The sequence below is a fragment of the Paenarthrobacter sp. NPDC089988 genome (assembly GCF_044748465.1).
Lineage (GTDB): Bacteria > Actinomycetota > Actinomycetes > Actinomycetales > Micrococcaceae > Arthrobacter.
In genome coordinates, this window is the sequence record NZ_JBIVGD010000010.1 from 106,033 (window position 1) to 132,216 (window position 26,184).

At 64.1% G+C, this 26,184-nt stretch carries 25 protein-coding genes; 14 read left to right on the top strand and 11 right to left on the bottom strand.

The features are described 5' to 3' along the window. Positions 1-10 precede the first annotated feature (10 nt). Entirely contained in the window at positions 11-1,069 is a 1,059-nt protein-coding gene (locus ACIPV6_RS13435; protein WP_400271351.1) for a LacI family DNA-binding transcriptional regulator, read from the bottom strand. A gap of 209 nt (positions 1,070-1,278) precedes the next feature. Between ACIPV6_RS13435 and ACIPV6_RS13440 the strand changes: the two genes are divergently transcribed. From ACIPV6_RS13440 to ACIPV6_RS13470, 7 genes are read left to right on the top strand one after another with little or no spacing between them, the layout of a single operon-like run. Then, positions 1,279-2,607 carry an extracellular solute-binding protein gene (locus ACIPV6_RS13440; RefSeq protein WP_400271352.1) on the top strand — a complete coding sequence of 443 codons (1,329 nt, stop codon included), beginning with the start codon at positions 1,279-1,281 and terminating at the stop codon, positions 2,605-2,607. Continuing rightward, on the top strand, positions 2,604-3,533 hold the full coding sequence (locus ACIPV6_RS13445) for a carbohydrate ABC transporter permease (protein ID WP_400271353.1): 930 nt from the start codon (positions 2,604-2,606) through the stop codon (positions 3,531-3,533). Before ACIPV6_RS13440 ends, ACIPV6_RS13445 begins: the two co-directional genes overlap by 4 nt. 1 nt (position 3,534) lies before the next feature. Beyond that, on the top strand, positions 3,535-4,440 hold the full coding sequence (locus ACIPV6_RS13450; RefSeq protein WP_400271354.1) for a carbohydrate ABC transporter permease: 906 nt from the start codon (positions 3,535-3,537) through the stop codon (positions 4,438-4,440). A 12-nt stretch (positions 4,441-4,452) separates the two neighbouring features. Further along, on the top strand, positions 4,453-5,697 hold the full coding sequence (locus tag ACIPV6_RS13455) for a Gfo/Idh/MocA family protein (RefSeq protein WP_400271355.1): 1,245 nt from the start codon (positions 4,453-4,455) through the stop codon (positions 5,695-5,697). Beyond that, a complete protein-coding gene (locus ACIPV6_RS13460; RefSeq protein ID WP_400271356.1) occupies positions 5,694-6,698 on the top strand; it encodes a sugar phosphate isomerase/epimerase family protein in 1,005 nt (334 codons plus the stop codon). Before ACIPV6_RS13455 ends, ACIPV6_RS13460 begins: the two co-directional genes overlap by 4 nt. A 34-nt stretch (positions 6,699-6,732) precedes the next feature. After that, positions 6,733-7,434, top strand: a complete 702-nt coding sequence (locus tag ACIPV6_RS13465; protein WP_400271357.1) for a ThuA domain-containing protein — start codon at positions 6,733-6,735, stop codon at positions 7,432-7,434. Further along, complete coding sequence (locus tag ACIPV6_RS13470) at positions 7,419-8,540, top strand: Gfo/Idh/MocA family protein (RefSeq protein ID WP_400271358.1); 1,122 nt, start codon at positions 7,419-7,421, stop codon at positions 8,538-8,540. Before ACIPV6_RS13465 ends, ACIPV6_RS13470 begins: the two co-directional genes overlap by 16 nt. Positions 8,541-8,620: 80 nt before the next feature. Here the strand turns inward: ACIPV6_RS13470 and ACIPV6_RS13475 are convergent, their stop codons facing one another. Genes ACIPV6_RS13475 through ACIPV6_RS13505 form a run of 7 tightly spaced genes read right to left on the bottom strand, consistent with a single transcriptional unit; the run spans position 8,621 to position 16,434 of the window. Next, positions 8,621-9,448, bottom strand: a complete 828-nt coding sequence (locus ACIPV6_RS13475; protein ID WP_400271359.1) for an HpcH/HpaI aldolase/citrate lyase family protein — start codon at positions 9,446-9,448, stop codon at positions 8,621-8,623. A 22-nt stretch (positions 9,449-9,470) separates the two neighbouring features. Beyond that, positions 9,471-9,977: a MaoC family dehydratase gene (locus tag ACIPV6_RS13480; protein WP_400271360.1), complete on the bottom strand. Its 507-nt coding sequence runs from the start codon at positions 9,975-9,977 to the stop codon at positions 9,471-9,473. Beyond that, positions 9,974-10,726 carry a CoA transferase subunit B gene (locus ACIPV6_RS13485; protein WP_400271361.1) on the bottom strand — a complete coding sequence of 251 codons (753 nt, stop codon included), beginning with the start codon at positions 10,724-10,726 and terminating at the stop codon, positions 9,974-9,976. Before ACIPV6_RS13485 ends, ACIPV6_RS13480 begins: the two co-directional genes overlap by 4 nt. Before the next feature lie 2 nt (positions 10,727-10,728). Then, positions 10,729-11,511, bottom strand: a complete 783-nt coding sequence (locus ACIPV6_RS13490) for a CoA transferase subunit A (protein ID WP_400271362.1) — start codon at positions 11,509-11,511, stop codon at positions 10,729-10,731. Positions 11,512-11,531: 20 nt separating this feature from the next. Beyond that, entirely contained in the window at positions 11,532-12,695 is a 1,164-nt protein-coding gene (locus ACIPV6_RS13495) for an acyl-CoA dehydrogenase family protein (protein WP_400271363.1), read from the bottom strand. After that, entirely contained in the window at positions 12,692-14,821 is a 2,130-nt protein-coding gene (locus ACIPV6_RS13500; RefSeq protein WP_400271364.1) for an acetyl/propionyl/methylcrotonyl-CoA carboxylase subunit alpha, read from the bottom strand. The genes ACIPV6_RS13495 and ACIPV6_RS13500 overlap by 4 nt, the downstream gene beginning before the upstream one ends. Before the next feature lie 2 nt (positions 14,822-14,823). Beyond that, positions 14,824-16,434, bottom strand: coding sequence for a carboxyl transferase domain-containing protein (locus tag ACIPV6_RS13505; RefSeq protein ID WP_400271365.1), 1,611 nt, complete (start codon positions 16,432-16,434; stop codon positions 14,824-14,826). 140 nt (positions 16,435-16,574) lie between these two features. Here ACIPV6_RS13505 and ACIPV6_RS13510 point away from each other — a divergent pair, with 140 nt between their 5' ends. The 3 genes from ACIPV6_RS13510 to ACIPV6_RS13520 all read left to right on the top strand — a co-directional run bounded on the left by ACIPV6_RS13510 (position 16,575) and on the right by ACIPV6_RS13520 (position 19,692). Further along, positions 16,575-17,234, top strand: a complete 660-nt coding sequence (locus tag ACIPV6_RS13510) for a TetR/AcrR family transcriptional regulator (protein ID WP_400271366.1) — start codon at positions 16,575-16,577, stop codon at positions 17,232-17,234. Positions 17,235-17,429: 195 nt separating this feature from the next. Then, the gene (locus tag ACIPV6_RS13515) at positions 17,430-18,662 is read left to right on the top strand and encodes a DUF222 domain-containing protein (RefSeq protein WP_400271421.1); all 1,233 of its coding nucleotides are present in this window, start codon (positions 17,430-17,432) and stop codon (positions 18,660-18,662) included. A gap of 157 nt (positions 18,663-18,819) precedes the next feature. Further along, positions 18,820-19,692, top strand: a complete 873-nt coding sequence (locus ACIPV6_RS13520) for an NAD-dependent epimerase/dehydratase family protein (protein WP_400271367.1) — start codon at positions 18,820-18,822, stop codon at positions 19,690-19,692. Between the two features lie 50 nt (positions 19,693-19,742). Here the strand turns inward: ACIPV6_RS13520 and ACIPV6_RS13525 are convergent, their stop codons facing one another. The 3 genes from ACIPV6_RS13525 to pdhA are packed head-to-tail and all read right to left on the bottom strand — an operon-like array spanning position 19,743 to position 23,373. Then, on the bottom strand, positions 19,743-21,197 hold the full coding sequence (locus ACIPV6_RS13525) for a dihydrolipoamide acetyltransferase family protein (protein ID WP_400271368.1): 1,455 nt from the start codon (positions 21,195-21,197) through the stop codon (positions 19,743-19,745). Further along, positions 21,194-22,204: an alpha-ketoacid dehydrogenase subunit beta gene (locus tag ACIPV6_RS13530; protein WP_400271369.1), complete on the bottom strand. Its 1,011-nt coding sequence runs from the start codon at positions 22,202-22,204 to the stop codon at positions 21,194-21,196. The genes ACIPV6_RS13525 and ACIPV6_RS13530 overlap by 4 nt, the downstream gene beginning before the upstream one ends. After that, positions 22,204-23,373, bottom strand: coding sequence for a pyruvate dehydrogenase (acetyl-transferring) E1 component subunit alpha (gene pdhA / locus ACIPV6_RS13535; protein ID WP_400271370.1), 1,170 nt, complete (start codon positions 23,371-23,373; stop codon positions 22,204-22,206). Before pdhA ends, ACIPV6_RS13530 begins: the two co-directional genes overlap by 1 nt. 195 nt (positions 23,374-23,568) lie before the next feature. Between pdhA and ACIPV6_RS13540 the strand changes: the two genes are divergently transcribed. The 4 genes from ACIPV6_RS13540 to ACIPV6_RS13555 all read left to right on the top strand — a co-directional run bounded on the left by ACIPV6_RS13540 (position 23,569) and on the right by ACIPV6_RS13555 (position 26,130). After that, positions 23,569-24,039, top strand: a complete 471-nt coding sequence (locus ACIPV6_RS13540) for an Lrp/AsnC family transcriptional regulator (RefSeq protein ID WP_397323932.1) — start codon at positions 23,569-23,571, stop codon at positions 24,037-24,039. A gap of 127 nt (positions 24,040-24,166) precedes the next feature. Beyond that, positions 24,167-24,949 (top strand): hypothetical protein, encoded by a 783-nt coding sequence (locus ACIPV6_RS13545; RefSeq protein ID WP_400271371.1) that lies wholly within the window; start codon positions 24,167-24,169, stop codon positions 24,947-24,949. Positions 24,950-25,078: 129 nt separating this feature from the next. Then, on the top strand, positions 25,079-25,486 hold the full coding sequence (locus ACIPV6_RS13550; RefSeq protein WP_397323928.1) for a DUF4383 domain-containing protein: 408 nt from the start codon (positions 25,079-25,081) through the stop codon (positions 25,484-25,486). Between the two features lie 8 nt (positions 25,487-25,494). After that, the gene (locus tag ACIPV6_RS13555) at positions 25,495-26,130 is read left to right on the top strand and encodes a hypothetical protein (RefSeq protein ID WP_400271422.1); all 636 of its coding nucleotides are present in this window, start codon (positions 25,495-25,497) and stop codon (positions 26,128-26,130) included. Positions 26,131-26,184 lie beyond the last annotated feature (54 nt).

Sequence of the window (26,184 nt, forward strand, 5' to 3'; positions counted from 1 at the left end):
ACGTTAAGGATCAGCGGACGCCCGGGCCCCCGTGTGAAGCACGCGGCGCTGCCGTGGACTCGCGGACGACTAAGTGGGTGGCGAGTTCCACCCGGCGGGAGTCGATGTCCTCGCCATGCATTTGGCGGAGGATGAACCGCAGGGCCGACCGCCCCATTTCCTGCAGTGGTTGGGAGACGGACGTCAACGGCGGCACGGATTGTTCGGCCTGGTGCGTCCCGTCGAATCCCACCAGGCTCATGTCGTCGGGAATCCTGACGTGCTGCCTCCGCGCCTCCGCAAGGACGCCCAGGGCAATGCTGTCACTTCCCGCGAAGATGGCCGTGGGCGGGTTGTCTAGGGCAAGCAAGGCTTTCATGGCGCGGACGCCGTTGGACGGCCGGAACGCACCGGCAGAGACGTACTCGTGGTCCACGGTGATACCTTCGGCCATCAGCGCGGCCATGTAGCCGTGCAGGCGGGCCTGGCTGCATTCGGCCTCGCTGGGCCCACCGATGAAGGCGATGCGCCGGTGCCCCAACTCCAGCAGGTGCGTGGTCGCGGCTTTTCCGCCGGCCCAGTTACTGGCACCCACACTGCAGACATCCGCCGGTGGCGGATTGAGGGGATCGACGACGGCGATGGGAATCTGCCGCCGCTGGAAGGCTTCCAACTGGGCGGAGTTGTAGGCGGAGGTCACCACAATCATTCCGCTGCGGCCGTCGTCGATCATCCGCTGGGCGCGTTCTTCCGGACCCAGCGGTGAGGAACCTTCCCGGCTGGTGACCGAGAGGATCACCTCCATGTCCGATGCCGCGGCGTGCTCCATGATGCCGTTGAGCACTTCCACGGAGTAGGCCGAATTCAGTGAATCGAAGACCACCTCCACGGCCCGGCGCTCCGGCACTGCCCGGCGCTGCAGTGGCGATTTATAGCCTGTGCGCTGCAGGGCTGCCAGGACCCTTGCCCGGGTCCCTTCTGCCACATCTTCGCGGCCGTTGACCACTTTGGAGACCGTCGGCGTGGAAACTCCGGCTTCCTTCGCAACGGCGGCCAGAGTCAGCTTGGGCGACTCCCTGTTGATTCCCATGCGTCCTGCTTTCGAAAAATTTCGATGTGCTCTGATCATCGTGCATCGACGCCCTCAAGGCAACATCTACTCATCAATGCGGAGAGAAGCTCTTGACGACCACCTGTTCACGCTTTAGTTTAGACCGCAACCTAAATCGGGTTTGCGAAACTTTTCGAAGCATTTCGAATACTCCCTTGTTCAATCATGCGAAAACACATGGAGAAGCAATGAAGCAATTCCAGTCCTCCCGTCGTTCCTTCCTGGCCCTCGCTGCCCTCACGCCTTTCGCGGCCATGGCAACCACAGCCTGCGGAACTTCAGGTCCCGGCGGAACCGGCGGAGGTGGTGGCGCCAGCATGTGGTTCCTGACAGGAGAGCCGAACCAGAGCATCATGCAGAAGGCAGCGGATGCCTTCGGAGCAGCGAATGCCGAAAACAAGATCAGCATCACCTACTTCCAAAACGACGCGTACAAAACAAAGATCAAGACCGCCATCGGCGCCGGCCAGGCACCGACCATCGTCTACGGCTGGGGCGGAGGCGGCCTTAAGACCTATGCCGAGGCCAACCAAGTGGAAGACCTGACGGCATGGTTCGATGCCAACCCGGACCTGAAGAAGAAGTTCTTCCCGTCGTCCTTTGGAGCAGCCACCGTCAACGGCAAGATCTACGCGCTGCCCAACCAGGCCATTGCTCCGATCGTTCTCTACTACAACAAGGATCTGTTCGCGAAGGCCGGCGTCCAGCCGCCCAAGACCTGGGACGACATCATGTCCTTGGTGAAGACGTTCAACGACATGGGAGTGGCCCCGTTCTCGCTGGGCGGCCAGTCGCGCTGGACCTCGATGATGTGGCTGGAGTACCTGCTGGACCGCATCGGAGGTGCGGAGGTCTTCAACGCCATTTTCGAAGGCAAGGCTGATGCGTGGAAGCACCCGGCGGTGATCGAAACCGGCACCAGGATCCAGGAACTCGTCTCGGCCGATGGCTTCATCAAGGGCTTCTCCTCCATCACGGCGGATTCCAAAGCAGACCAGGCCCTCCTGTTCACCGGCAAGGCCGCCATGATGCTCCATGGCTCCTGGACCTACGGATCCATGAAAAAGGACGGACAAAACTTCGTACAGGACGGCAAGCTCGGCTTCGTCCAGTTCCCCACGGTGGCTGGCGGCAAGGGCGATCCCAAGAGCGGCGTTGGCAACCCGGCGCAGTACATGTCCATCTCGTCGAAGGCCTCCGACAAGGAAAAAGAGACCGCCAAGAAGTTCTTCAAGGACGGCATCATGACCGATACCGTCATTGACGCCTACATCAACTCAGGCTCGGTTCCGATCGTGAACGGCATCGAGGACAAGCTCGCATCCTCCCCGGACAAGGACTTCCTGAACTTTGTCTACGAGCTGGCCAAGAATGCCCCCACGTTCCAACAGTCCTGGGACCAGGCCCTGAGCCCCACTGCGGCTGAAGCCCTCCTGAACAACATCGACCAGCTCTTCCTGAAGTCGATCACCCCGCAGCAGTTCGCCGAGAACATGAACGCAACCCTGGGCAAATGAGCACCTCTACTGCAGCCAGGACGGTGGCCCGCCGGACTGTGGACGCATCTGAGGGCCGGAAGAACTCCGCACTCGCTTGGCTGACCGTGCCTGCGCTGGTCTTCTTCGTCATCTTCGCCCTGGTCCCCCTGGTGGGTGTGCTCTTCCTGAGCTTCGCCAACTGGGACGGCATCGGAGCGATCGGTGCCGCCGGGCTGGACAATTGGTTCAGCGTCCTTGCCGATCCCGGCTTGTACAACGCACTGGGCCTCACCTTCCTGATCATGATCGTTTCATGGCTCGTCCAAACCCCCATCAGTCTCCTGCTGGGCGTCTTCACCGCCGGGAGCCAGAAGTACCGGGCCGCCCTGGCTGTCCTCTACTTCCTGCCGCTCCTGTTGTCCTCAGCCGCCGTCGCCATCGCCTTCAAGGCCCTCCTCGACCCGAACTTTGGCCTGGCCATGGGCCTGGGCCTGCCTTTCCTTGCGCAAGACTGGCTCGGTGTGCCGCAACTTGCCCTTGGCCTGGTGATCTTCGTCATCGCCTGGCAGTTCGTCCCCTTCCACACGCTGATCTACCAAGGCGGCGTGCGGCAGATTCCCAAGTCCTTGTACGAGGCCGCCCAAATCGATGGTGCGGGGACCATCAAGCAGTTCTTCCACATCACGCTCCCGCAACTGAAATACACCATCATCACGTCCTCAACGTTGATGGTGGTGGGATCCCTGACGTACTTCGACCTGATTTTCGTCCTGACGGGCGGCGGCCCAGGCAACTCCACGCGGATCCTGGCCCTGGACATGTACCTGCGCGGCTTCCGGGCCAACCTCATGGGTCCGGCCAGCGTCATCGCCGTCATTCTCGTTGTCATCGGCCTCGTGCTGGCGCTCTTCCTCCAGCGGCTCGGAGGCAAGGACAAGCAGGGCAGCCAATTGGAAGGTATGTAGCGTGAGCACAGTTCTGACACCCCAACAGCAATCGCCGGTAGCAGGCTCGGCCGCTAAACCCCAGGCAAACCGGCAAGGTCTGCTGATTCGCATCCGGCGGCTCAACCTGCCGGGCGGCCTCGGCGGCTGGATCTGGCTCGCCGTCATCATCATTCCGGTGTACTACATCGTCATTACCAGCCTGAAGACGTCCGAAGGCTATTTCGGCCAGAATCCGCTGGCACCGCCGACGTCGCCCACTTTCGAGAACTACCAGTTGGTCATCGAATCCGATTTCGCCAGATACTTCATGAACAGCGTGATGGTCACCCTGGGCGCCGTGATCCCCACGGTCCTGATCTCCTTCATGGCCGCCTTCGCGATTGTCCGTGGCCGCGGCAGGTTCCTCAAACTGGTGAATGGCATGTTCCTCATGGGGCTGGCCATCCCGCTGCAGGCGACGATTATCCCGATCTACCTGATGATCATCCGCTTGAACCTCTATGACAGCCTGCTGGCCATCATGCTGCCTTCGATCGCCTTTGCCATCCCCCTGACCGTCCTTATCCTGTCCAACTTCATCCGGGACGTTCCCAACGAGCTCTTCGAGTCAATGCGGCTTGACGGCTGCAGCGAATGGCAAACCATGTGGCGGCTGGCGCTGCCACTCACCCGTCCAGCAATCGTCACAGTGTCCATCTACAACGGGCTCCATGTGTGGAACGGCTTCCTCCTGCCATTGGTGCTCACCCAAAGCCCCAACCTGCGCGTCCTCCCCTTGGCTTTGTGGACGTTCCAGGGCGAATACAGCGTCAACATTCCGGCCGTCCTGGCTTCGGTGGTGCTGAGCACATTGCCCATCCTGGTGCTCTACGTCGTAGGTCGCCGCCAACTGCTCAGCGGCCTGACCGCCGGATTCAGCAAATAGAAAGGATTTCCCATGGCAGACAGCAAACCCTTGCGGGTAGGGATGGTGGGCTACGCCTTCATGGGTGCCGCCCACTCCCACGCGTGGCGGACCGCGCCCCGCTTCTTCGACCTCCCCCTCTCACCGCAATTGACAGCGGTGGCCGGCCGCACTGAGGCCGGGGTGCGTGCGGCAGCGGCCAAGTACGGCTGGGACTCGGTGGAAACGGACTGGCGTGCCCTGGTGGACCGCGATGACATCGACGTGATCGATATCTGCACCCCGGGCGACACGCACGCGGACATCGCCATCGCTGCCCTCGAAGCCGGCAAGCACGTGCTCTGCGAAAAACCGCTGGCCAACTCCGTGGCGGAGGCCGAAAAGATGACCGTGGTGGCCCGGGCTGCTGCTGAACGCGGCGTGCTCTCCATGTGCGGCTTCAGTTACCGCCGGACGCCTGCCCTCGCGTTGGCCAAAAAGATGGTGGAGGAAGGACGCCTGGGTGACATCCGCCATGTCCGGGCCCAGTACCTGCAGGACTGGTTGACCGACGCCAACGCCCCGCTCACGTGGCGCCTGGACAAAGCCAAGTCCGGCTCCGGTTCCCTGGGTGACATCGGGGCGCACAGCATCGATGCTGCCCAGTGGATCACCGGCATGGACATCACCGGAGTGTCCGCGCTTCTGGAAACGTTCGTCAAGGAACGCCCCCTCGCGGGCGACTTGGTAGGCCTCGGCGGGCAAGGCGGCCCGGACGGGCCCAAAGGTCCGGTCACGGTAGATGACGCGGCCCTGTTCACGGCCCGTTTCGCGCCAAAGCACGACGGCGGCAGCTCCTCGGGCGGGCAAGGCACCGACGGTGGTTCCCGCCAAGGTCCCATCGGCATCTTCGAGGCCACCCGGTTCGCGCTGGGGCGCAAGAACGCCATGCGCCTGGAACTCAACGGAACCAAGGGATCCCTGGCCTTCGACTTCGAGGACATGAACTCCCTCCGGTTCTACGAGGCATCGCTCGAGCCCGACGCCGGCTTCCGCAAGATCATGGTCACCGAGCCGACGCACCCCTACACAGCCAATTGGTGGCCCACGGGGCACGGCCTCGGCTACGAGCACGGCTTCACGCATCAGGTGGTGGACCTGGTGAACGCCATCCACGCAGGCGAGCAGCCCTCGCCGTCGTTCGCTGACGCGCTGCAGGTCCAAAAGGTGCTGGCCGCCGTCGAGGAAAGCGCCAACAACGCCAGCCGCTGGCAGTACGTCGAGGAGGAGGCATCATGAACCGGCCCATCACCCTGTTCACCGGACAATGGGCAGACCTGCCGTTCGAGGAAGTCGCGCGCCTGGCCGGCGAATGGGGCTTCGACGGCATGGAGATCGCCTGCTGGGGAGATCACCTGGATCCGCAGCGGATCGTGGAGGACGACGCCTACCTGCAGAACAAACTGGACATCCTGGACAAGCACCACCTGTCCGTCCATGCCATCGCCAACCATCTCACCGGCCAGGCAGTGTGTGACGACCCGATCGATGAAAGGCACCAGGACATCCTCTCTCGCGGAGTCTGGGGTGATGGAGACCCCGAAGGCGTCCGGCAGCGGGCAGCGGAAGCGATGAAGACCACGGCGCGGGCCGCGGCCCGGCTGGGCGTCAAGACCGTCACAGGGTTCACGGGCTCCTCCATCTGGAAATGCGTTGCCATGTTCCCGCCCGCGTCCGAGGCCATGATCGAACGCGGCTACCAGGACTTTGCCGACAGGTGGAACCCCATCCTCGATGTGTTCGACGAGGTGGGCGTCCGATTCGCCCTGGAAGTCCATCCCTCCGAAATCGCCTACGACTACTGGACGGCCAAACGCACCCTAGAAGCGATTGGCCACCGGGAGAACTTTGGGCTCAACTTTGATCCCTCCCACTTCATCTGGCAGGACCTGGATCCGGTGATGTTCCTCCAGGACTTCGCGGACAAGATTTTCCATGTCCACGTCAAGGAATCGGTCCGCCAGCTCAATGGCCGGAACGGCCGGCTTGGCTCGCACCTGCCGTGGGCCGACCCCCGACGCGGCTGGGATTTTGTCACAGCCGGCCATGGCGATGTCGCTTGGGAACCGATTTTCCGCACGCTCAACGCGATCGGCTACGACGGACCTACCAGCATCGAATGGGAGGACGCCGGAATGGACCGGCTGGTCGGTGCCCCCCAGGCGTTGGCCATGGTCCGGGACCTAGCCACGATCCAACCTCCGGCGGCGGCTTTCGATGCCGCTTTCGCCACGCGATAGACACCAACGGATACGCCCCGAAACGAAGGAAACCATGACAAACAACACCAAGAGCTCCCTGGTGGTCCGCGGCGGCTGGGACGGACACCAGCCCGTCGAGGCCACCGAACTCTTCATCCCCTACCTGGAAGCCCAGGGATTCGAGGTCCGGGTGGAAGAGTCGCCAAAGATCTACGCCGACCCCGACTACATGGCCTCAGTGGACCTGATCGTGCAGTGCATGACCATGTCCACCATCGAAAAGGACGAGTTCGAGGGCTTGCGGACGGCGGTAGAGAACGGCACCGGACTCGCCGGATGGCACGGTGGAATCGCTGATTCCTACCGGAACAACTCGGACTACCTCCACCTGATAGGCGGCCAGTTCGCCTGCCACCCGGGCAAGCACCCGGACGAGCGGATCGGCGAACAGTTGGACAATTACGTCCCGTACACAGTGAACCTGCTGCCGGCCGCCGCGGAACACCCCATCACCGCCGGCCTGTCCGACTTCGACCTGGTCACTGAGCAATATTGGGTCCTCGCCGACGACTACATTGACGTCCTGGCCACCACTACCCAGAAGGTCCGCGAATGGGACCCGTGGAACCGCGAAGTCACTTCACCCGCCATCTGGACCCGCCGGTGGGGCAAGGGCCGTATCTTCGTCTGCACCCCCGGGCACCGCGTCGAAGTACTCCAGGACACCAACGTCCGCACCATCATTGAAAGGGGCATGCTGTGGGCAACCCGTTGAACAGCAGCAAAGACCTGAACGTCGGCATCATCGGCTGCGGCAAGATCGTGGAGCAATACCTCACCAACTTCCGCCGCCTCGAGTCGATCAACCTGGTGGCCGTGGCCGACCTCGATTCCTCCCGCGCCCAGGCCGTGGCCGACTCCTACGACGGCGTCCGGGCAATGTCCGTGGAAGAGCTTCTGGCAGCAAATAACATCGACCTGGTGCTGAATCTGACCGTCCCGGCAGCCCACGCAGAGATCGCACTGAAGGCCATCGCCGCCGGGAAATCCGTCTACGGAGAAAAGCCCTTGGCTGCCACCACCTCCGAAGCGCGCCAGGTCCTCGAGGCCGCCCGCGCCGCGGGCGTGGTGGTGGGCTGCGCGCCGGACACCGTCCTGGGTACAGGCATCCAGACGGCCCGCAAGGCGATCGACGACGGCCTCATCGGCGCCCCGGTTTCGGCCACCGCCACCATGGCCACACCGGGCCACGAGCGCTGGCACCCGAACCCCGACTTCTACTACCAGCCCGGCGGCGGACCACTCCTGGACATGGGCCCGTACTACGTCTCGGCGCTCGTGACGCTGCTCGGTCCCGTCGTCTCGGTGCTGGGCGCGGCCAGCCACACGCGGACCGAGCGGACCATCGGTTCCGGTCCCCGCGAAGGCCAGCAGGTTCCGGTGAACATCGATTCGCATGTGACCGGGGTCCTGGTACACGCTTCCGGTGCTTTGTCCACGCTCTTCATGAGCTTCGACGCGGTCAAAACCAAGAGTCCCAACATCGAAATCCACGGCGAAAAGGGGTCGCTTGTGGTGCCGGATCCCAACCATTTCGACGGCGAAGTGCAACTGTTCGCACTTGGCGCCGAGGATTGGGAGACGCTGCCGGTCTCGGCCGGCTATGTGGATTCGGGCCGGGGCTTCGGGATCGCCGACCTCGCGGCAACGCCTGCCGGGCAGGAACCCCGCGCGGGCGGCGAATTGGCCTTCCACGCACTGGAGGTCATGGAATCCGTCCTGGAGTCCGCCAAGTCCGGCCAAGCAGTTTCCATTGGCAGCACGGCCCACCGCCCAGCCGTTGTCCCCCTGACAGAGCTGGCGACGGCGGTACGCGCCTAGCGCCCACACACCACGCCGAGATGGCATTTAGTGGCAGTGTTTCCGCGAAACATTGGCATTAAATGCCATCTCGCGGTGGGTTAGCGGCCTGCCCGGCGAAGCACTGACTCGGCGTGCTTGAGGATAGGCCCATCGATCATCTTGCCCTTGAACTGGAACACTCCTGAGCCTGCCGCCGATGCTGCTTCGAGCAGCTCGGCGGCTTGGGCTGCGGCCTCAGCCGTGGGCGCGTAGGCCTCACGGACCACAGCCACCTGGTTCGGGTGGATGCACGCCTTCGCTCCAAAGCCACTGGCCACGGCGTCCAGGGACTCGGCACCGAGCCCCTCAAGGTCCGGGATGTTCACGTACACAGCGTCGATGGCTTCCTTGCCTGCAGCCTTCGCGGCAAGCAGCACAGCGGAACGGGAGTGCAGCGCAACCGCCCGGTACCCGCCGTCGTCGTTCCTGCTGGACAGGCCACCCAACGACGCGAGCAGGTCTTCGGCACCCCACATGAGTGCCACGACGTTCGGTTCCGCAGCGATCGATGGCGCATTGACGACTCCGGCCGCGGTTTCACACAAGGCAATCACCTGGTAACCCTCGAGGGCCTTTAGTTGCGCGGCGCTCTCCGCCTTGGCCAGCATGACGGTTCGGTAGGGCGTCCCCGCCAAAGCTTCGAGGTCGAGCCCGAACTCGGGCGAACCCACCGGATTGACGCGAACAATGGTCCGGGACGGCTCCAGGCCGCCGGTGCCCTGCTGCGCAAGAATTGCCTCCCGTGCACGCAGCTTGTCCGCCTGTGCCACGGCATCTTCCAGGTCAAGGATCACGGCGTCCGCACGGTCGGCGGCTTTGCCGAAGCGTTCAGGGCGGTCCGCCGGGCAGAACAGGAGGGCTGGGCCCATGGTGAACGGAGGCTGCATGAGGTTCCTTGCTGCTCGAGGATCAGTGACCGGAAACGTGGGACGCGTGGGCGTCCCTGGTCCACATCAGGCAGGTCCTGGTTGCCAGGGCCACCACGGCGCCGTCCTGGTTGCGGCCAGTGTGTTGCATGGTCACCAAGCCTTGGCCCGGACGGGATGAGGAGAGCCGTTTGCCGGTGACCACCGTTTCCGTGTACAGCGTATCCCCGTGGAAGAGCGGGTGCGGGAACGTGACGTCCGTGAGGCCCAACTGCGCAACGATGGTTCCTTGCGTCAATTGCGTCACGGACTGACCCACCATGGTGGACAACGTGAACATCGAGTTCATGAGCCTTTGCCCGAACGGCTGAGTTGAACTCCACGCAGCATCCAAGTGGAGGGCCTGGGTATTCATGGTGAGGGTCGTGAACAGGACGTTGTCCGCCTCTGTCACTGTCCGGCCGGGTTTGTGGGCGTAGACAACTCCTTCCTCCAGCTCGTCGAAATAGAGCCCCCGCTGCTCGACCACCCGCGGATTGGTGTCCGTCATACGGTCAGTTCCTGGTCCTCTTCGAACAGCTCAGCCCCTGTGGCGGCCAGAACGTCGTCGAGCGTCACGTTCGGCGCCAGTTCGCGGAGCACCAACCGCGGCTCTCCTTCGTCCTTGACGACGTCGATCACCGCAAGGTCCGTGATGATGCGGTCCACGCAGCCCTTGCCGGTCAACGGCAGGGCACAGTCCTGCACGATTTTCGGCCGGCCGTTACGGTCCACGTGCTCCATCATCACGATGACCTTTTTGGCGCCGAACACCAGGTCCATGGCCCCGCCCATGCCCTTGACCATCTTGCCCGGAATCATCCAGTTGGCGAGGTCGCCGTTGGCCGCCACTTCCATGGCGCCCAGGACCGCCACGTCCACGTGCCCTCCCCGGATCATGCCAAAGGAGGACGCCGAGTCGAAGAAGGCGGCACCGGCGTTGGTGGTCACGGTTTCCTTGCCCGCATTGATCAGGTCCGGGTCAACCTGGTCCTCGGCCGGATAAGGACCCACGCCCAGGATCCCGTTTTCCGAGTGCAGGATGACTTCCACACCGTTCGGAATGTAGTTCGGGATGAGGGTTGGCATGCCGATCCCCAGGTTCACGTACTGGCCGTTTTCCAGTTCCTGGGCAACGCGGGCGGCCAGTTCGTTGCGCGTCCACCCTTTCGCCTCGTGGTGCTCGACGTCGGCACGCCGGTATTCGTGCCGCACGGCTTCGGGACGGGGCGGTACATCCTGCAGGCTGTTCATTTCCATGGCTACGCTCCCGCCTGGTTGGTCTGGGCCGTGGTGGACAGGGCCACCGTTCGTTTCTCGATCCGTTTCTCCGACGTCGGCGCGAGGACCACGCGTTGGACGAAGATACCGGGGGTGTGGATGTGCTCCGGGTCCAGTTCCCCTGGCTCCACGAGCTCTTCCACCTCAGCGATGGTGGTCCGCGCCGCCATGGCACAGAGCGGATTGAAGTTCATGGCCGCCGCGTGGAAAACCAGGTTTCCGTGGCGGTCCCCCTTCCAGGCGTGAACCAGCCCGAAGTCGGGTGTCAATGATTCTTCGAGCACGTAGTCGGCGTCGTTGAAGGTGCGCACCTCCTTTGGTGCGGACGCGATTGCAATGGTTCCGTCGGCGTCGTACTTTTGCGGAAGGCCACCTTCGGACACCTGGGTTCCCACGCCGGCCTTGGTGTAGAACGCCGGGATGCCCGCACCGCCGGCCCGTAGCTTCTCGGCGAGGGTGCCTTGTGGCGTGAGCACAACCTCCAGTTCACCGGCGAGGTACTGGCGGGCAAATTCCTTGTTCTCGCCCACGTAGGAGCTGATGGTCCGGCGGATGCGGCCATCCTTGAGAAGGATGCCAAGGCCCCAATCGTCCACGCCGCAGTTGTTGCTCACGGTTTCCAGTTCCGTGGTCCCTTGCTGGTGGAGCGCGTCAATGAGGGCTACGGGAATGCCACACAGGCCGAACCCGCCTACTGCGAGCGACGCGCCGTCCGGGATGTCCTTCACCGCTTCCGCGGCGCTGGCAACAACCTTGTCAATCATCCTTGATCCTTCCCCTGCGGTTACAGACCCAGCTCGCGGGCGATGAGCATCAACTGGACTTCCGTGGTGCCTTCCCCGACTTCCAGGATTTTGGAGTCACGGTAGTGGCGCGCCACGGTGAACTCGTTGATGAAGCCATAGCCGCCGAACACCTGGGTGGCGTCCCGCGCGTTGTCCATGGCTGCCTCGCCTGCGACCATCTTAGCGATGGCCGCTTCGGTCTTGAACGGCCTGCCCGCCAGCATCCTGGCCGCGGCGTCGTAGTACGCCAGGCGTGCCGTGTGGGCCCGGGCCTGCATGCGGGCAATCTTGAACTGGATGGCCTGGTACTTGGCGATGTTCTGCCCAAAGGCGCTGCGTTCCTTGGCGTATTTCACCGAAAGATCCACGCAGCCCTGGGCCGCGCCCGTGGCCAAAGCGGCGATCGCGATGCGGCCTTCGTCGAGGATGGACAGGAAGTTGGCGTAGCCGCGGCCGCGTTCGCCCAGCAGGTTGGCCTCGGGGACACGGACGTTGTCCAGGGTCAGCGGATGGGTATCGGAGGCGTTCCACCCCACCTTGTTGTACGGCTTTTCGGCTTTGAACCCGGGCGTCTCCGTGGGGACCAGGATGGTGGAGATCTCCTTCTTGACGCTGCCGTCCGGGCGTTCTTCCTTGCCTGTCACGGCCGTGACGGTGACCAGGGCGGTGATGTCCGTTCCGGAGTTGGTGATGAATTCCTTGTTGCCGTTGATGACCCATTCGCCGTGCTCAAGATGGGCGTGCGTCTTTGTTCCGCCGGCATCCGAGCCGGCCTCCCGCTCCGTGAGGCCGAACCCTGCGAGCGCGCTGCCGGATGCAAGCTGGGGCAGCCATTCCTGCTTCTGTTCCTCGGTCCCAAAGCGGTACACCGGCATGGCGCCCAACGAAACGCCGGCTTCCAAGGTGATGGCGACCGACTGGTCCACCCTGCCCAATTGTTCCAGGGCCAGGGCCAAGGCGAAGTAGTCCCCGCCCATGCCGCCGTACTCCTCGGGGAAGGGCAGGCCAAAGAGGCCCATCTCCCCCATCTGCTTCACGATCGCGTAGGGGAAGCTGTGTTCTTCGTCGTGCTTGGCGGAGACGGGGGCCACCACTTCGTCGGCGAATTCCCGGACGGAATCGCTGAGGTCCTGGTATTCCTCGGAGAGGTCAAAAGTGCTCATGGCTGGACTTCCTTGTCTGTGGCGGCCGCCGGATCTTCGGCGGGTGCCGCACTGTGGATCGTGGCGAGGACCTGGTCTGCTTTGACCTGGTCGCCGGTTGTGGTGGTCAGGTGGACTGTGCCGGACACGGAGGCCACCAACTGGTGCTCCATCTTCATGGCTTCGACGGCGAGCAGCACTTGTCCTTCCTGGACCGGGTCGCCGTCCGCCACTGAGACGGAAACCACTGTTCCGGGCATCGGCGAGCGCACCTCGGGATCGGCGGTGCCTTCTTCACGCTGGATTCCGGCGAGCATCCGCCGAAGCCTCTCGGCGCGGTCCAGCACCTCAAGGCGGCAGGACCAGCCGTCGTTGCCGAGGAAGAGGGCACCATCCGCGGCGCCGAGGGCGAAGGTAACGTGGACGCCGTCGATCTCCAGCTCCAGCCGGTCTGCACCGTGGTCACGTACGGTCACCGGCGCGGCGGCGCGCCCGACGCCAGCACCGGCGTCGACCCTGACGCTCAATTGCCCCTGCTCTTCGGTGACCCAGGCGGTAGCAGTTTCCCCGCCAGGCAGGCCGAACGTGGCGCTCCACGCAGCTGGGGCACCGAGGCGCCAGGAGTCCGGGCTGGCCCACGCGCGTCCGGCCTGAAGGAAACCGGTTCGCCCCAGCCACCGGGCCACCCCGGCGGCCGTCACCTCGTCGGCACCGACGTGACGAAAGGCCATGTCCGGCAGTTTGCGCTCGATCAACCCCGTGTCCAGGTGGCCGGCGCGCACCTCGGGATCGTTGATGAGCAGGCGCAGGTATTCGACATTGGTGTCCACTCCCAGGAGCGTGTATCCAGCCAAGGCGGCATCGAGCGCGTCCAGGGCTTCCGTGCGTTCCGGACCCCAGGCGATGACCTTGGCGAGCATGGGATCGTAGTCGCCGGTGATCTGAAGCCCGCCCCGCATGGCCGAGTCGATCCGGACCCCCGGGTCCGTGCCGCCTTCGTCCAGCAGCTCCACCCGACCCATGGACGGCATGAAGTTCCGCTCCGGCACCTCCGCGTAGACGCGCGCCTCCACTGCGTGGCCGTCAAGCACGACGTCGGACTGCGCCACTGTGAGCGGCTCGCCGGCGGCGATCCGCAACTGCCATTCCACGAGGTCCATGCCCGTCACCATTTCCGTGACCGGGTGTTCCACCTGGAGCCGCGTGTTCATCTCCATGAAGAAGAACTCATCCGGGTGCTCATCGGAGACAAGGAACTCCACTGTGCCGGCGCCACTGTAGTTCACGGAACGCGCCGCATTGCAGGCTGCTTCCCCGATCTTGTCCCGTTGCGCTTGCCCGTCCGGAAGCGAATCGAACAGTGCCGAGGGAGCTTCCTCGATCACCTTCTGGTGCCGGCGCTGGAGAGAGCATTCCCGCTCGCCGAGGTGGATGACGTTGCCATGGTTATCGGCCAGGACCTGGACTTCGATGTGGCGGGGCGTGCTGACCAACCGTTCCAGGAACAATGTGTCGTCCCCGAACGCGGAGGCTGCCACACGGCGGGCTGTGCCAAGGATCGCGGGAAGGTCCTCCGGCCGCTCCACCACATGCATGCCCTTGCCGCCGCCACCTGCGGAGGGCTTGATCAACAGGGGGAAGCCCACGCCCGGGGCGGCGTCAATGAGGTCCTGGTCCGTGAGGCCGGGACTCGCGATGCCCGGCGTGCACGGGACGCCAAAATCCATTACGTGGTTCTTGGACCGGATCTTGTCCCCCATCACTTCGAGCGCCTCGACGCCGGGGCCAATGAAGGTGATGCCTGCAGCGCCCAGGGCCTTGGCGAAGTCCACATTCTCGGACAGGAATCCATAGCCGGGATGCACGGCTTCTGCACCGGTCCGGCGGCAGGCATCGATGATGGCGTCGATCTTCAGGTAGCTCTGGGACGGGGCCGTGCCGCCGATGGCCACGGCGGTGTCCGCGAGCTCCACGTGCTTGGCGTGCTTGTCCGCCTCGGAGTACACGGCCACGGAACGAATCCCCATGTCCTTGAGGGTCCGGATCACGCGGCAGGCGATCTCCCCGCGGTTGGCGACAAGGACTGTGGTGAAGGGTGGGGTGCTGGCCCTGGTCAGTGGCTTCGCAGTGGGTGCTGGCAGTGTCATGGTCACATCCTGAAGAGGCCGAAGGAGGTCTCGGGCAGTTGCTGGCGGGACACCACGTCCAAGGCCATGCCCAGGACCCGGCGAGTGTCCGCGGGATCGATGATGCCGTCATCCCAGAGCCGGGCCGTGGAGTAGTAGGGACTCCCCTGGTCCTCGTACTGCTGTTTGATGGGCGCTTTGAAGGCTTCTTCCTCCTCGGCGGACCATTCCTCGCCGCGGGCCTCGTATTGTTCGCGCTTGACGGTGGCCAGGACGCTGGAAGCCTGGTTGCCTCCCATCACCGAGATCCGCGCGGCCGGCCACATCCACAGGAACCGCGGCGAGTAGGCGCGCCCGCACATGGAGTAGTTTCCTGCCCCGAAGCTGCCGCCGATCACCACGGTCAATTTGGGCACCCGGGCCGTGGCCACTGCGGTGACCATCTTGGCCCCGTTCTTGGCGATGCCGCCCTGTTCGTAGTCCTTGCCCACCATGAAACCGGAGAGGTTCTGCAGGAAGATCAACGGGATGCCGCGCTGGTCGCAGACTTCAATGAAATGCGCGCCCTTCAGGGACGATTCGCTGAACAGCACCCCGTTGTTGGCCACAATCCCCACAGGATGTCCGTGCAGATGGGCGAACCCGGTGACCAGGGTGGAGCCGTAGTCCTTCTTGAACTCGTGGAATTCCGAACCGTCAACGAGCCTGGCGATGACTTCCCGGACGTCGTACTGGGCGTTGACATCCGTGGGAACCACGCCGTAGATCCCGGAAGGATCGACGACGGGCGGCAGGACGACGTCGAGCACGTTCCATACCGGCGCAGCGGGCTTGGGCAACGTCGCCACAATGTCGCGGACGATCTCCAGTGCGTGCTGGTCGTTCTCGGCCAGGTGGTCTGCCACACCGGAAATTTTGGCGTGGACCTCACCGCCGCCAAGTTCTTCTGCAGTGACGATTTCACCGATGGCCGCCTTCACCAAGGGCGGGCCGCCCAGGAAGATGGTGCCTTGGTTGCGGACGATGACCGTCTCATCACTCATCGCCGGGACGTAGGCTCCGCCTGCGGTGCACGAACCCATCACCGAGGCTATCTGCGGAATCTTGGCGGCGGACATTTTGGCTTGGTTGTAGAAGATCCGCCCGAAGTGTTCCTTGTCCGGGAAGACCTCGTCCTGTTTCGGCAGGAACGCTCCCCCGGAATCCACGAGGTAGATGCATGGAAGCTTGTTTTCCAGGGCAATTTCCTGCGCCCGGAGGTGCTTCTTGACGGTCATCGGATAGTAGGTGCCGCCTTTGACCGTGGCGTCGTTGGAGATCACCAGGACGTGGCGTCCGTGGACCAGCCCGATCCCGGCAATGACCCCGGCGCCCGGGGAATCGTCGTTGTACATGCCGTTCGCGGCCAGGGGGGCGATTTCCAGGAACGGGCTGCCCTCGTCCAGCAGGTAGTCGATGCGCTCGCGCGGAAGGAGCTTGCCGCGGGCCACGTGCCGTTCCCTCGACTTCTCCGGTCCGCCCAGGGCCGCCCTGGCTAGCCGCTCCTTCAAGTCCTTCACGAGCGCCGCTTGGGCTTCCTGGTTGGCGTGGAAGGAGCCTGTTGAGGCACCTGCCGTGCTGGCGATTGTCTGCATCGACCACTGATCCATTCCCGGCCCGTTTCTGAGGTGCGGACCATTTCGGTTAGTGCCACGTAACTGAAATTTAGGTTAGTCTGTATTAACTGTGATGTCCAGCACAGCCCCGCGGGGCGGCCGGTGCCAAGGAGGAAAACGTGGTTGGAACGCCCCCTGCCGAGGTGGATGGCACCCGTGCCGCCACCACGCAGCGAAGCCAGGCCAAGGAGGAACGGCGCCTGGCGTTGCTCTCAGCAGCGGCCAGCCTCTTCGCCGACAACGGGTTCAGCAGGGTCTCGCTCGAAGACCTCGGGGCTGCCGCCGGGGTCAGCGGCCCAGCGGTGTACCGGCACTTTCCGGGCAAGCAGGCAGTGCTGGCGGAATTGCTGCTCAGTGTCAGCCGCGACCTGTTAAGCGGTGGGCAAAAAGTCATTGCGGAGGCCGATGACCCATCCTCGGCCTTGCGGGGGCTGATTGCATTCCACGTCGACTTCGCATTGAAGAATCCCGATGTGATCCGTGTCCAGGACCGGGACTTCGGAAGCCTCGGCGAGACCGACCAGGCGGAGGTCAGGTCCCTGCAGCGCTCCTACGTGGAAACGTGGGTCAAAGTCCTGGGGCAACTCCACTCCGGCATAGACACCGCAGACCTGCGCGTCCGTGCCCACGCCGCCTTCGGCTTGATCAACTCCACCCCGCACTCTGTCCGCCAGCACGGCCGGAGGATCGCGGCAAAGGCCGCCCGGCCGATCCTGGAGCAGATGGCGTTCGCTGCGCTGATGGCTGCGGGGCGCGATGATCCAAGGTTGTCCACATAGGGCAGAGTCGGGCTGCTGCTGGCCTCAGCCAGCTGAAAGACTTAAGGCATGGACGGAGCTCAACTGCTACAGGCGACAGACACCGAACAGTCGTCGCCTGCCCCTGAGTACGCTCGCGTCCTGACAACAGGGGTTGAGCCACTTCACGGCCCGGCAGCAGACCCCACCACCGCGCAACTCCTCACAGCTATTGGCATGCTGCAGATTGCAGCAGACAGCAAAATCATGGTCGATCAGTTGCGGGCTCTTGAGGACATGAAGTCGGCGATCTCCGCCTTGCAGGCCAAGATCGCGGTGGCGTTTGACCTGGCACAGCGGCAGGAACAAGCCAACGCCGGGGTCCCGGCCAGCGAGCAGGGCCGCGGCGTGGCCGCCCAAGTAGCCCTGGCCCGGCGCGAATCACCCAGCAAAGGCTCCCGCCTCCTGGGCCTGGCCAAAGCACTCGTCACCGAAATGCCCCGCACCCTGAAAGCCCTCGAAACAGGACAACTCAACGAATGGCGCGCCACCCTCCTCGTAAAGGAAACCGCGTGTCTCTCCGCCGAAGACCGCTGCGCCGTCGACGACGAACTCGCCCCGGACACCGGCACCTTCAACGGCGCCGGAGACAAAACCATCACCGCCGCCGCCAAAGCCGCCGCCTACCGCCGCGACCCCCGCTCCATCACCCAACGCGCAGCCCACGCCACCACCGAACGGCACGTCAGCCTCCGCCCCGCACCCGACACCATGACCTACCTCACCGCACTCCTGCCCGTGGCCCAAGGAGTCGCCGTCTACAAAGCACTCACCAACGCAGCCAGCACCGCACGCTCCAACAGCGACACCCGCACACGCGGCCAAATCATGGCCGACACCCTCACCGAATGCATCACCGGCACCCGCCAAGGCTTCACCGGCATCGACCTGCAACTCGTCATCACCGACCGCACCCTCCTCCAAAGCGACTCCGAACCAGCCCGCCTGGACGGCTACGGCACCGTCCCCGCCGAATGGGCAAGGCAACTCCCCACCAGCAACCCCGAGCTCAACATCTGGCTCCGCCGCCTCTACACCGCACCAACCACCGGCGAACTCCTCGCCATGGACTCACGAGCCCGCTTCTTCCCAGCCGGAATGCGCCGCTTCATCCAAACCCGCGACAACCTCTGCCGCACCCCCTACTGCGACGCCCCCATCCGCCACCACGACCACATCATCCCCTGGTCACAAGGCGGCAAAACCACCCTCACCAACGCAGCCGGACTCTGCGAACACTGCAACCACACCAAAGAAAACCCCGGCTGGAGCACCAAACCCGAACCAGGCAACAGACACCAACTCAAAATCACCACCCCCACCGGCCACACCTACTCCTCCACCGCTCCGCCACTACCCGGGAGTGCAGACAGGAGCCAACGGCAACCACCAAGCCTTGCCTACGCCTGAGCCGCCACCCGCGCCCGCGCTTGGCATGGACTGTCTTTCCTAGGACGCACAGGACCACTTTCGGGGGCTGTCACCGGGTCCGTGTCCACCTAGGCTGAAGTGCAGCGGTTTGAAACGTCACACCTCGGTCCAGGAAGGTCCAGGAAGGGAGCTCATCATGAAGATTGCCGTCACCGGTGGAAGTGGAAAGCTGGGCAGGAGCGTGGTCCGCCGGCTGGGGCAGGATGGCCACACTGTCTTCAACCTTGACCAGGTGGGCCAGCGCAGCCAAGGCTTCGTCACGGTGGATCTCCGGAACTACGGCCAGGTAGCCGACGTCATCCACGGATTGGACGACCGGCACAACGGACTCGACGCTGTGGTCCACTTGGCGGCCATCCCGGCCCCTGGCCTGGCGCCGGACGCAGCCACGTTCGAGAACAATATGCTGTCCACCTACAACGTCTTCCAGTCCGCCCGCCGGGCCGGGATCAAGAAGCTCGTCTACGCCTCCAGCGAGACCGTGCTCGGCCTGCCGTTCGATACCCCGCCGCCCTACATCCCGGTGGACGAGGAGTACCCGGCACGTCCTGAGAGCACGTACTCACTGGTGAAGCACCTGGAAGAACACATGGCCATCCAGCTCACCCGCTGGGACCCCGATTTGAGCATCACGGCACTGCGCTTTTCCAACGTCATGGATCCGGAGGATTACGACGCATTCCCCTCCTTCGACCAGGACGCCAATCTCCGGAAGTGGAACCTCTGGGGCTACATTGATGCACGCGACGGCGCGCAGGCCGTTGCCCGGGCCTTGGAGACCGCCGCTCCGGGCTTCGAAGCGTTCATCATCGCGGCCGCGGACACGGTGATGAGCCGAAGCAGCGCCGAACTGGCCGCCGAGGTGTTCCCCGGCGTCGACGTGGTCAAGGAACTGGGCCAGCACGAAACCATGCTGTCCATCGACAAGGCGCGGCGGATCCTTGGTTTCGAACCCGAGCACAGTTGGCGGCACGTGCATTCCAACCGGACCACGCCCACGGAAGACTGAACCCGCCGGACCAGCAGAACCACCGCACCAGCAGAACCCGCCGACCCGCCCTAGATCATGGTCATGACCATGGCGGGATCGGACAGGATCGCACCCAGGTCCGCGAGGAACCGGGAGCCTTGTTCGCCGTCCACCAGGCGGTGGTCGAAGGACAGGCTGAGGGACATGACCTGACGGACTGCCAGTTCGTCGTCGACCACCCAAGGAGCTTTCCTGACCGCCCCCAGGGCCACGATCGCCGCTTCTCCTGGATTGAGGATGGGTGTGCCCGCGTCGATCCCGAAAACACCGATGTTGGTGATGGAGATGGTCCCACCGGAGAGTTCGGCGGGCGTGGTCTTTCCGGCGCGGGCGGTTTCCGTCAGCTCCGAGAGTTCGGTGGCGAGCCCACGAAGTGAAAGCCCGTGCGCGTCCTTGATGTTGGGCACGGTCAGCCCCCTGGGCGTCGCCGCGGCAATGCCGAGGTTGACGTAGTTGAACTGGACAATCTCCTGCCGTTCCTCATCCCAGCGCGAGTTCAACGTGGGGTTGTTCCGCAGCGCGATCAACACAGCCTTGGCCGCGATGGTGAGCGGCGTCAGCTTCACGCCCTCGAAAGCCTTGCTGCCTTTGAGCCGAGCCAGCAGTTCCATGGTTGCCGTGACGTCAACGGTGAGGAACTCCGTGACATGCGGTGCAGAGAAAGCACTCTGGACCATGGCCGCTGCGGTGAATTTACGGACGCCCTTAATGGGAGTGCGCGTTTCACGGTCGCCGCTCGGAGCTGGCGTTGCGGAAACAGCATCCCCGGACGGCTTCGCCAAGTTCTGGACATCCTCACGCGTGATGAGGCCGCGCGGACCGCTTCCGGCCACGTCTTCGAGGTTGATGCCGAGGTCCCGTGCCAGCTTTCGCACGGGCGGGGTGGAACGCGGCCGCTCTCCGGCTTCGTGCTCCACGACGGACTGTTCGACGGCGGGCTGTTCGACGGCGGGCTGCTGCACGACGGGCTGCTTCGCGGCGGCCGGGGCAGCAGGTGCCGCTGTTTGGGCTTCGACGCGGTCCTGCGGCACGGGCGTCATGGCCTGGCCGCGGACCCGCCGAGTGGGCCGTCCGGTATGTTCGACGACGGCGCCGTAGCCCACCAGGTTCGGCTCGCGTTTGGCGGGGGTTGCCGGAGCCGTGGTTTCCTCAGTTGGGGCGCCGCCGCCGGCCGGCTTGCCGCCGGAGGAACCGGCACCGCTCGTGGAACCAGCACCGCTCGTGGAACCAGCATCGTCCACTTCGAAGGAGACGATCGGCTTGCCGACTTCCACTACCGTGCCTGGCTGCTCATGCAGCGCCGCCACCACCCCCGCGAACGGCGAGGGCAGTTCAACCACGGCCTTGGCCGTTTCCACCTCGGCGATGACCTGGTTCAGCGCCACGGTGTCCCCCACGGCTACTTTCCAGCTGAGGATTTCCGACTCGGTCAGTCCTTCACCAAGGTCCGGCAGCCTGAATTCCTTGATCATGGTGGCGGTCATCCTTCCAGTCCACTCAGTGAGTTGGGACGTCCCAGGGCGCGGTCAACGCCGTCGAGAATCCTGTCCAGGTCCGGCAGGTGGTGCATCTCCACCTTCGAGTAGGGGTACGGAACATCGAAACCGGTGATCCTGACCGGCGCGGTCTCGAGGTAGTTGAAGCAGCGTTCGGTAATACTCGCGGCAATCTCCGCGCCGAGTCCGCCGGACTGCCCGGCCTCATGCGTGATCACCAGCCGGCCGGTCTTGCGGACGGAAGCTTCGACCACCGGATAGTCGACGGGCGCCAAGGACCGGAGATCAATGACTTCCACGGACGTGCCCTCATCGGCCGCGGCCTGCGCAGCGTCCTTTGCGGTCTTCACCAGCGGTCCGTAGGCAACCAAAGTGACGTCCGTACCGGCATTGACCACCGCGGCCTTGTCCAGGGGCATCGCCATGGACAGGTCCAGGCCTTCGTCCACATCACCCTTGTCGTGGTACCGGCGCTTGGGCTCGAAGTACAGCACGGGATCATCGGAGGCGATGGCCTGCTGGATCATGGTGTAGGCGTCCTGGGGGTTGGACACGGCGACTACCCTCAGCCCGGAAGTATGCGTGAAGTAGGCTTCCGGCGATTCCGAGTGGTGCTCCGGCGATCCGATCCCGCCGCCGAACGGAACACGGATGGTGATGGGCATTTTCACCCGGCCCTGCGTCCGGTAATGCATTTTGGCCACTTGGCTGACGATCTGGTCGAAGGCGGGGTAGATAAAGCCGTCGAACTGGATCTCGCAGACCGGGCGGTAGCCGCGGTAGGCCAGACCGACGGCGGTGCCGATAATGCCCGACTCAGCCAGCGGGGAATCGATCACGCGGTGCTTGCCGAAGTCTTTCTGCAGGCCATCGGTGACGCGGAAGACGCCGCCGAGCGTGCCGATGTCCTCACCGATGAGCACCACTTTGGGATCGTTCTCGAGGGATTTGCGGAGGCCGGCGTTGATGGCCCGGGCGAAAGTGAGCTTGGACATCAGAGGGCACCTTCCTCGACTGTTTCGTTGAAGCTGTTCAAGTAGCGGGAATAGTGGTCCTTCTGCCGTTCAATCCACGGGTTCGGGGTGCTGTAGACGTGGTTGAAGACGTCCAGGGGTTCCGGGTCCGGCATGGTGGTGCAGCTGGTGCGGAGTTCGGCACCGACGGCATCGGCCTTGGCCATGACCTGGGCTTCAAGTTCCCCGGTGAGCAGCCCCTTGGCCTCCAGCAGTCTTCGCAGGCGCAGGATAGGATCCTTCGCGGCCCAGTCTTCAAGCTCATTGGCATCCCGGTAGCGCGTGGGATCATCGGCCGTCGTGTGGGGGCCCATTCGGTAGGTCACGGCCTCGATGAACGTCGGTCCGCCGCCTTTGCGGGCCCGGTCCAGTGCTATGCGGGTTGCAGCCATGACCGCCAGGACGTCATTGCCATCCACGCGCATGCTGGGAATGCCGAATCCGGTGGGCCGGTCAGCAAGCTGGATATGGGATTGGAGCCGAACGGGTTCCGAGATGGCCCAGTGGTTGTTCTGGCAGAAGAACACCACAGGTGCCTGGAAGCTGGCGGCAAAGACCATGGCCTCGTTGACGTCGCCCTCGCTGGTTGCCCCGTCCCCGAAGTAGGCAAGGACCGCCGTGCTGGCGCCGTCAAGCTGGACGCCCATGGCATAACCGGTGGCGTGCAGGCTTTGCGAACCGATGATGATCTGCGGAGTAGCCATGTTGATGCGCTGCGGATCCCAGCTGTACAAGGCATTGCCACGCCAGACCTTGGCGATTTCGGAGAGATGGGCGCCGCGGATGTAGGCCACTCCGCTCTCCCGGTAGCTGGGGAACACAAAGTCGTCGTCGCGCAGGCAACGGCTGGAGCCGATCTGCGAGGCTTCCTGTCCCAGGAGGGGCGGCCACAGGGCCAGTTCGCCCTGGCGCTGGAGTGCGGTCGCCTCAGTGTCGATGCGCCGGATAACGGTCATGTCCTCGTAAAGGGCACAGAGCTGCTCGTCGCCGATGTCCTTGATCCACAGATCGAACTCCGGGTGGCTGATCCGCTCACCGTCGGGGGATATCAACTGCAGCAGATTGCCGCCAGTCCGCAATGGATGATGCGCTGTTTGTTCCGGGTCCGGAGTGGCTTGGTCCACTCCCTTTCCCGCCTTATCCGTCAACACAGGTGATCGCGACCTTCCGGCTCGTGTTCGTCGGCCCTCGCCGGACTTGTGATCCAGCCGCAGACCGGCCCCCTGGCACCTTCGCCCGGGTTATTTGTGACCCTACTCACAACGGGCATCGGGTACAACTACCCACGCCGCCATTGAGCATCCTGCCCTGTTTGGAGCGTGCTGCCCGTGCTAATCTTGCGCATTATGCAACCCTTGGATGGCACTGACACCCGGCTGCTTTCGGCGATGGCCAAGGATCCCCGAGGGACCGTAGTGGCTTTGGCACAGAGGCTCGGACTCTCCCGCAATACTGTGCAGGCGCGCATGGCCCAGTTGGAAAAGAAGCACGCTTTCCTATCCTTTGAGCGACGCATCAATCCCGTAGCCCTGGGTTATCCGCTGACGGCGTTCATCAGCGTCCATGTCCAACAGCAAAAGCTCGCCAGCCTGGCGCGGGAACTGGCCGACATTCCCGAAATCCTGGAGGGGCACGGCTTGACCGGTTCCGCGGACCTGCTCCTGCGCGTTGTTGCCCTGGACGCCGAGGACCTTTACCGGATCAACGGCAAGATCCTGGCGTGCGACGGAGTTGAGCGGACGGACACTGCCCTGGCCATGCGGGAAATGATTCCATACCGCGTGCAGCCGCTTCTGGGCAGGCGTTCCGAGGCCTAAGCCGCGCCGGAGTCCTCTTGCCCGGGAACGCAAGCATGCTGTTTGATTCAGATGGACGCATCGGGGGCCGCGCAAAGGCCCCGAACAGGTGGTGGCGCGGCCGCAGGCTGCTGAAAGGGGCACTGTAGTGAGCAACCCGCAAGAACCGAACGGGCGCGAGGACATCCCGCGCAATCCCAACCAACCCGGGCAGTATCCACCCCCACCCGTGCCGCCGGCACCCGGCAAGGGACCGCAGGCGGACGACCCCCACCAAGCTGGACAGCCACAGCATCCCGGGCAGACACAGTACCCCGGACAGCCCGCAGCGCCGCCGCAGTGGCAACAGCCGCCGTCGTACGCCGGTTCCCAAGCCGGCAACCCGCCCTACAGCGGACCCCAAGACACCAACCCCGGCACCCAGAACCCCTACCCACAAGGCCAGTCCGCGCCGGGACAGTACCCGCCCGGCCAATACCCCTATGGCCAGCAGCCCACGCAGCCTGCAAAAAAACGGAAGGTCCTGTGGATTGTGCTCGGCATTGTTGCGGGCGTGATCGTCCTGGCCGTGGTGGGCGTACTGGTGCTGGTGAACGTGGTGGGCAATGCAACGTCGAAGGCGCGGTCGCTGGCGGATGAGTTCACCAACCTGGTGGTCGCCGGAGATACGGAGCGGGCCTACGACAACTACCTGCAGCAGGAACTCAAGGACCAGCTGGACAAACAGTCGTTCGTGGATGGCATCGCCGGCCTGGAACTGGATAGTTCCTGCAAGCCCAATTACAGTTCCGTCAACGTCAACAACACCAACGGCAGGAACACAGCGGACATCTCGGGCACGCTGCAATGCGATGGCAAGAGCATCGACCTCCGGTACGTCTTCGAGGGCACCAACGACCTCAAGATGAGCAGCATCCGCCTCCGGCCGTAGGACCCCACGAAAAAACTTCCAACAATCACCCATCCACCTGGACGCATGGTCCGAACAACCCGTGAAAGCTCCACCCGGAGCTTCGCGACAAAGCCGGAAGCAACCGGCTACCACCGAAAGGTTCGGACCATGCGTACTTCGCCCAATCGCTTGATCGCCACCATCTTCGGAGCCGTGTACCTCCTGGTAGGCGTGCTCGGTTTCTTCGTCACAGCAGGAACCGGGTTCTTTGCCACCGAAGGTGCAACCCTGATCATCTTCGCCGTGAACCCCCTCCACAACGTGATCCACCTGGCCATTGGAGCCGCCTTGCTCTACGCCGGGCTGAACAGCGTCACGTTGTCCAAGACCGTGAACACCACGGTGGGCGGCGTCTACCTGCTGGTAGGCATCCTGGGCCTGTTCCTTGTGGGCAGTTCCTTGAACATCATCGCCCTGAACGGCGCCGACAACGTCCTGCACCTGGCCAGCGCCGTGGTCCTCCTCGGCGTGGCGCTCTCCCAGGACAAGGTCACCGCCGCCTCTGCCCGCGCCTGATCCACGTGATGCAGCCCCACATCGCCCGCCAGGACCAGGAACGCGAGGAGGCCAGCATGGCAGGACAGGACCATCCGACGCTCAAGGCAGCAACCCTGCTGTTCGTCTACTTCGCAGCCATGGCCGCCGGAATGGTGGACTTGTCCCTGTCTGCCGGGTATCTCGCCTCCTCCGGAACCGGCCCGTTACTCGGAGGCATTGCCGCCCTGATGGCCGGACTGGCGTTCCTGGCGTGGTCGTTGTGGGGGTTGCACCGCAATACGCTCGTCTTTCCACGGCTGGTCATTCCAGCCCTGGCTGCAGCGGCAGCCATCCATGTCGCCATGCTGGCAGTGGGCCTCACCTCTCCGGCCCGAACACTCGACATCAGCCACCTGGCCGCCTTGGGGGTAACCCTCATGGCACTGGCCGGCGCGGGCTGGCTGCGGCGACACCTCAAGACCAACGGCGGCGGCACCCACGGCCAGCCAAGGACCGGGCGGCTTCTGGCAGCCGCGTTCGGAGCCGCCGTCGTTGTTGCCTCAGTAGCGACTCCGGGACTGGCCGCCTCGATGGCCGGCCAGCACGCCGTCCCCCACGGAGAACACGGCCAGGCTCCGTCAGAGGGCGTGAACCCGGCGCTCAATCCAAGCCACCACCACTAAGGGTCGCAGGCCCGAAGAGGCTCACCATCAGCCGCGCCCTGTTGATGGTGGGCC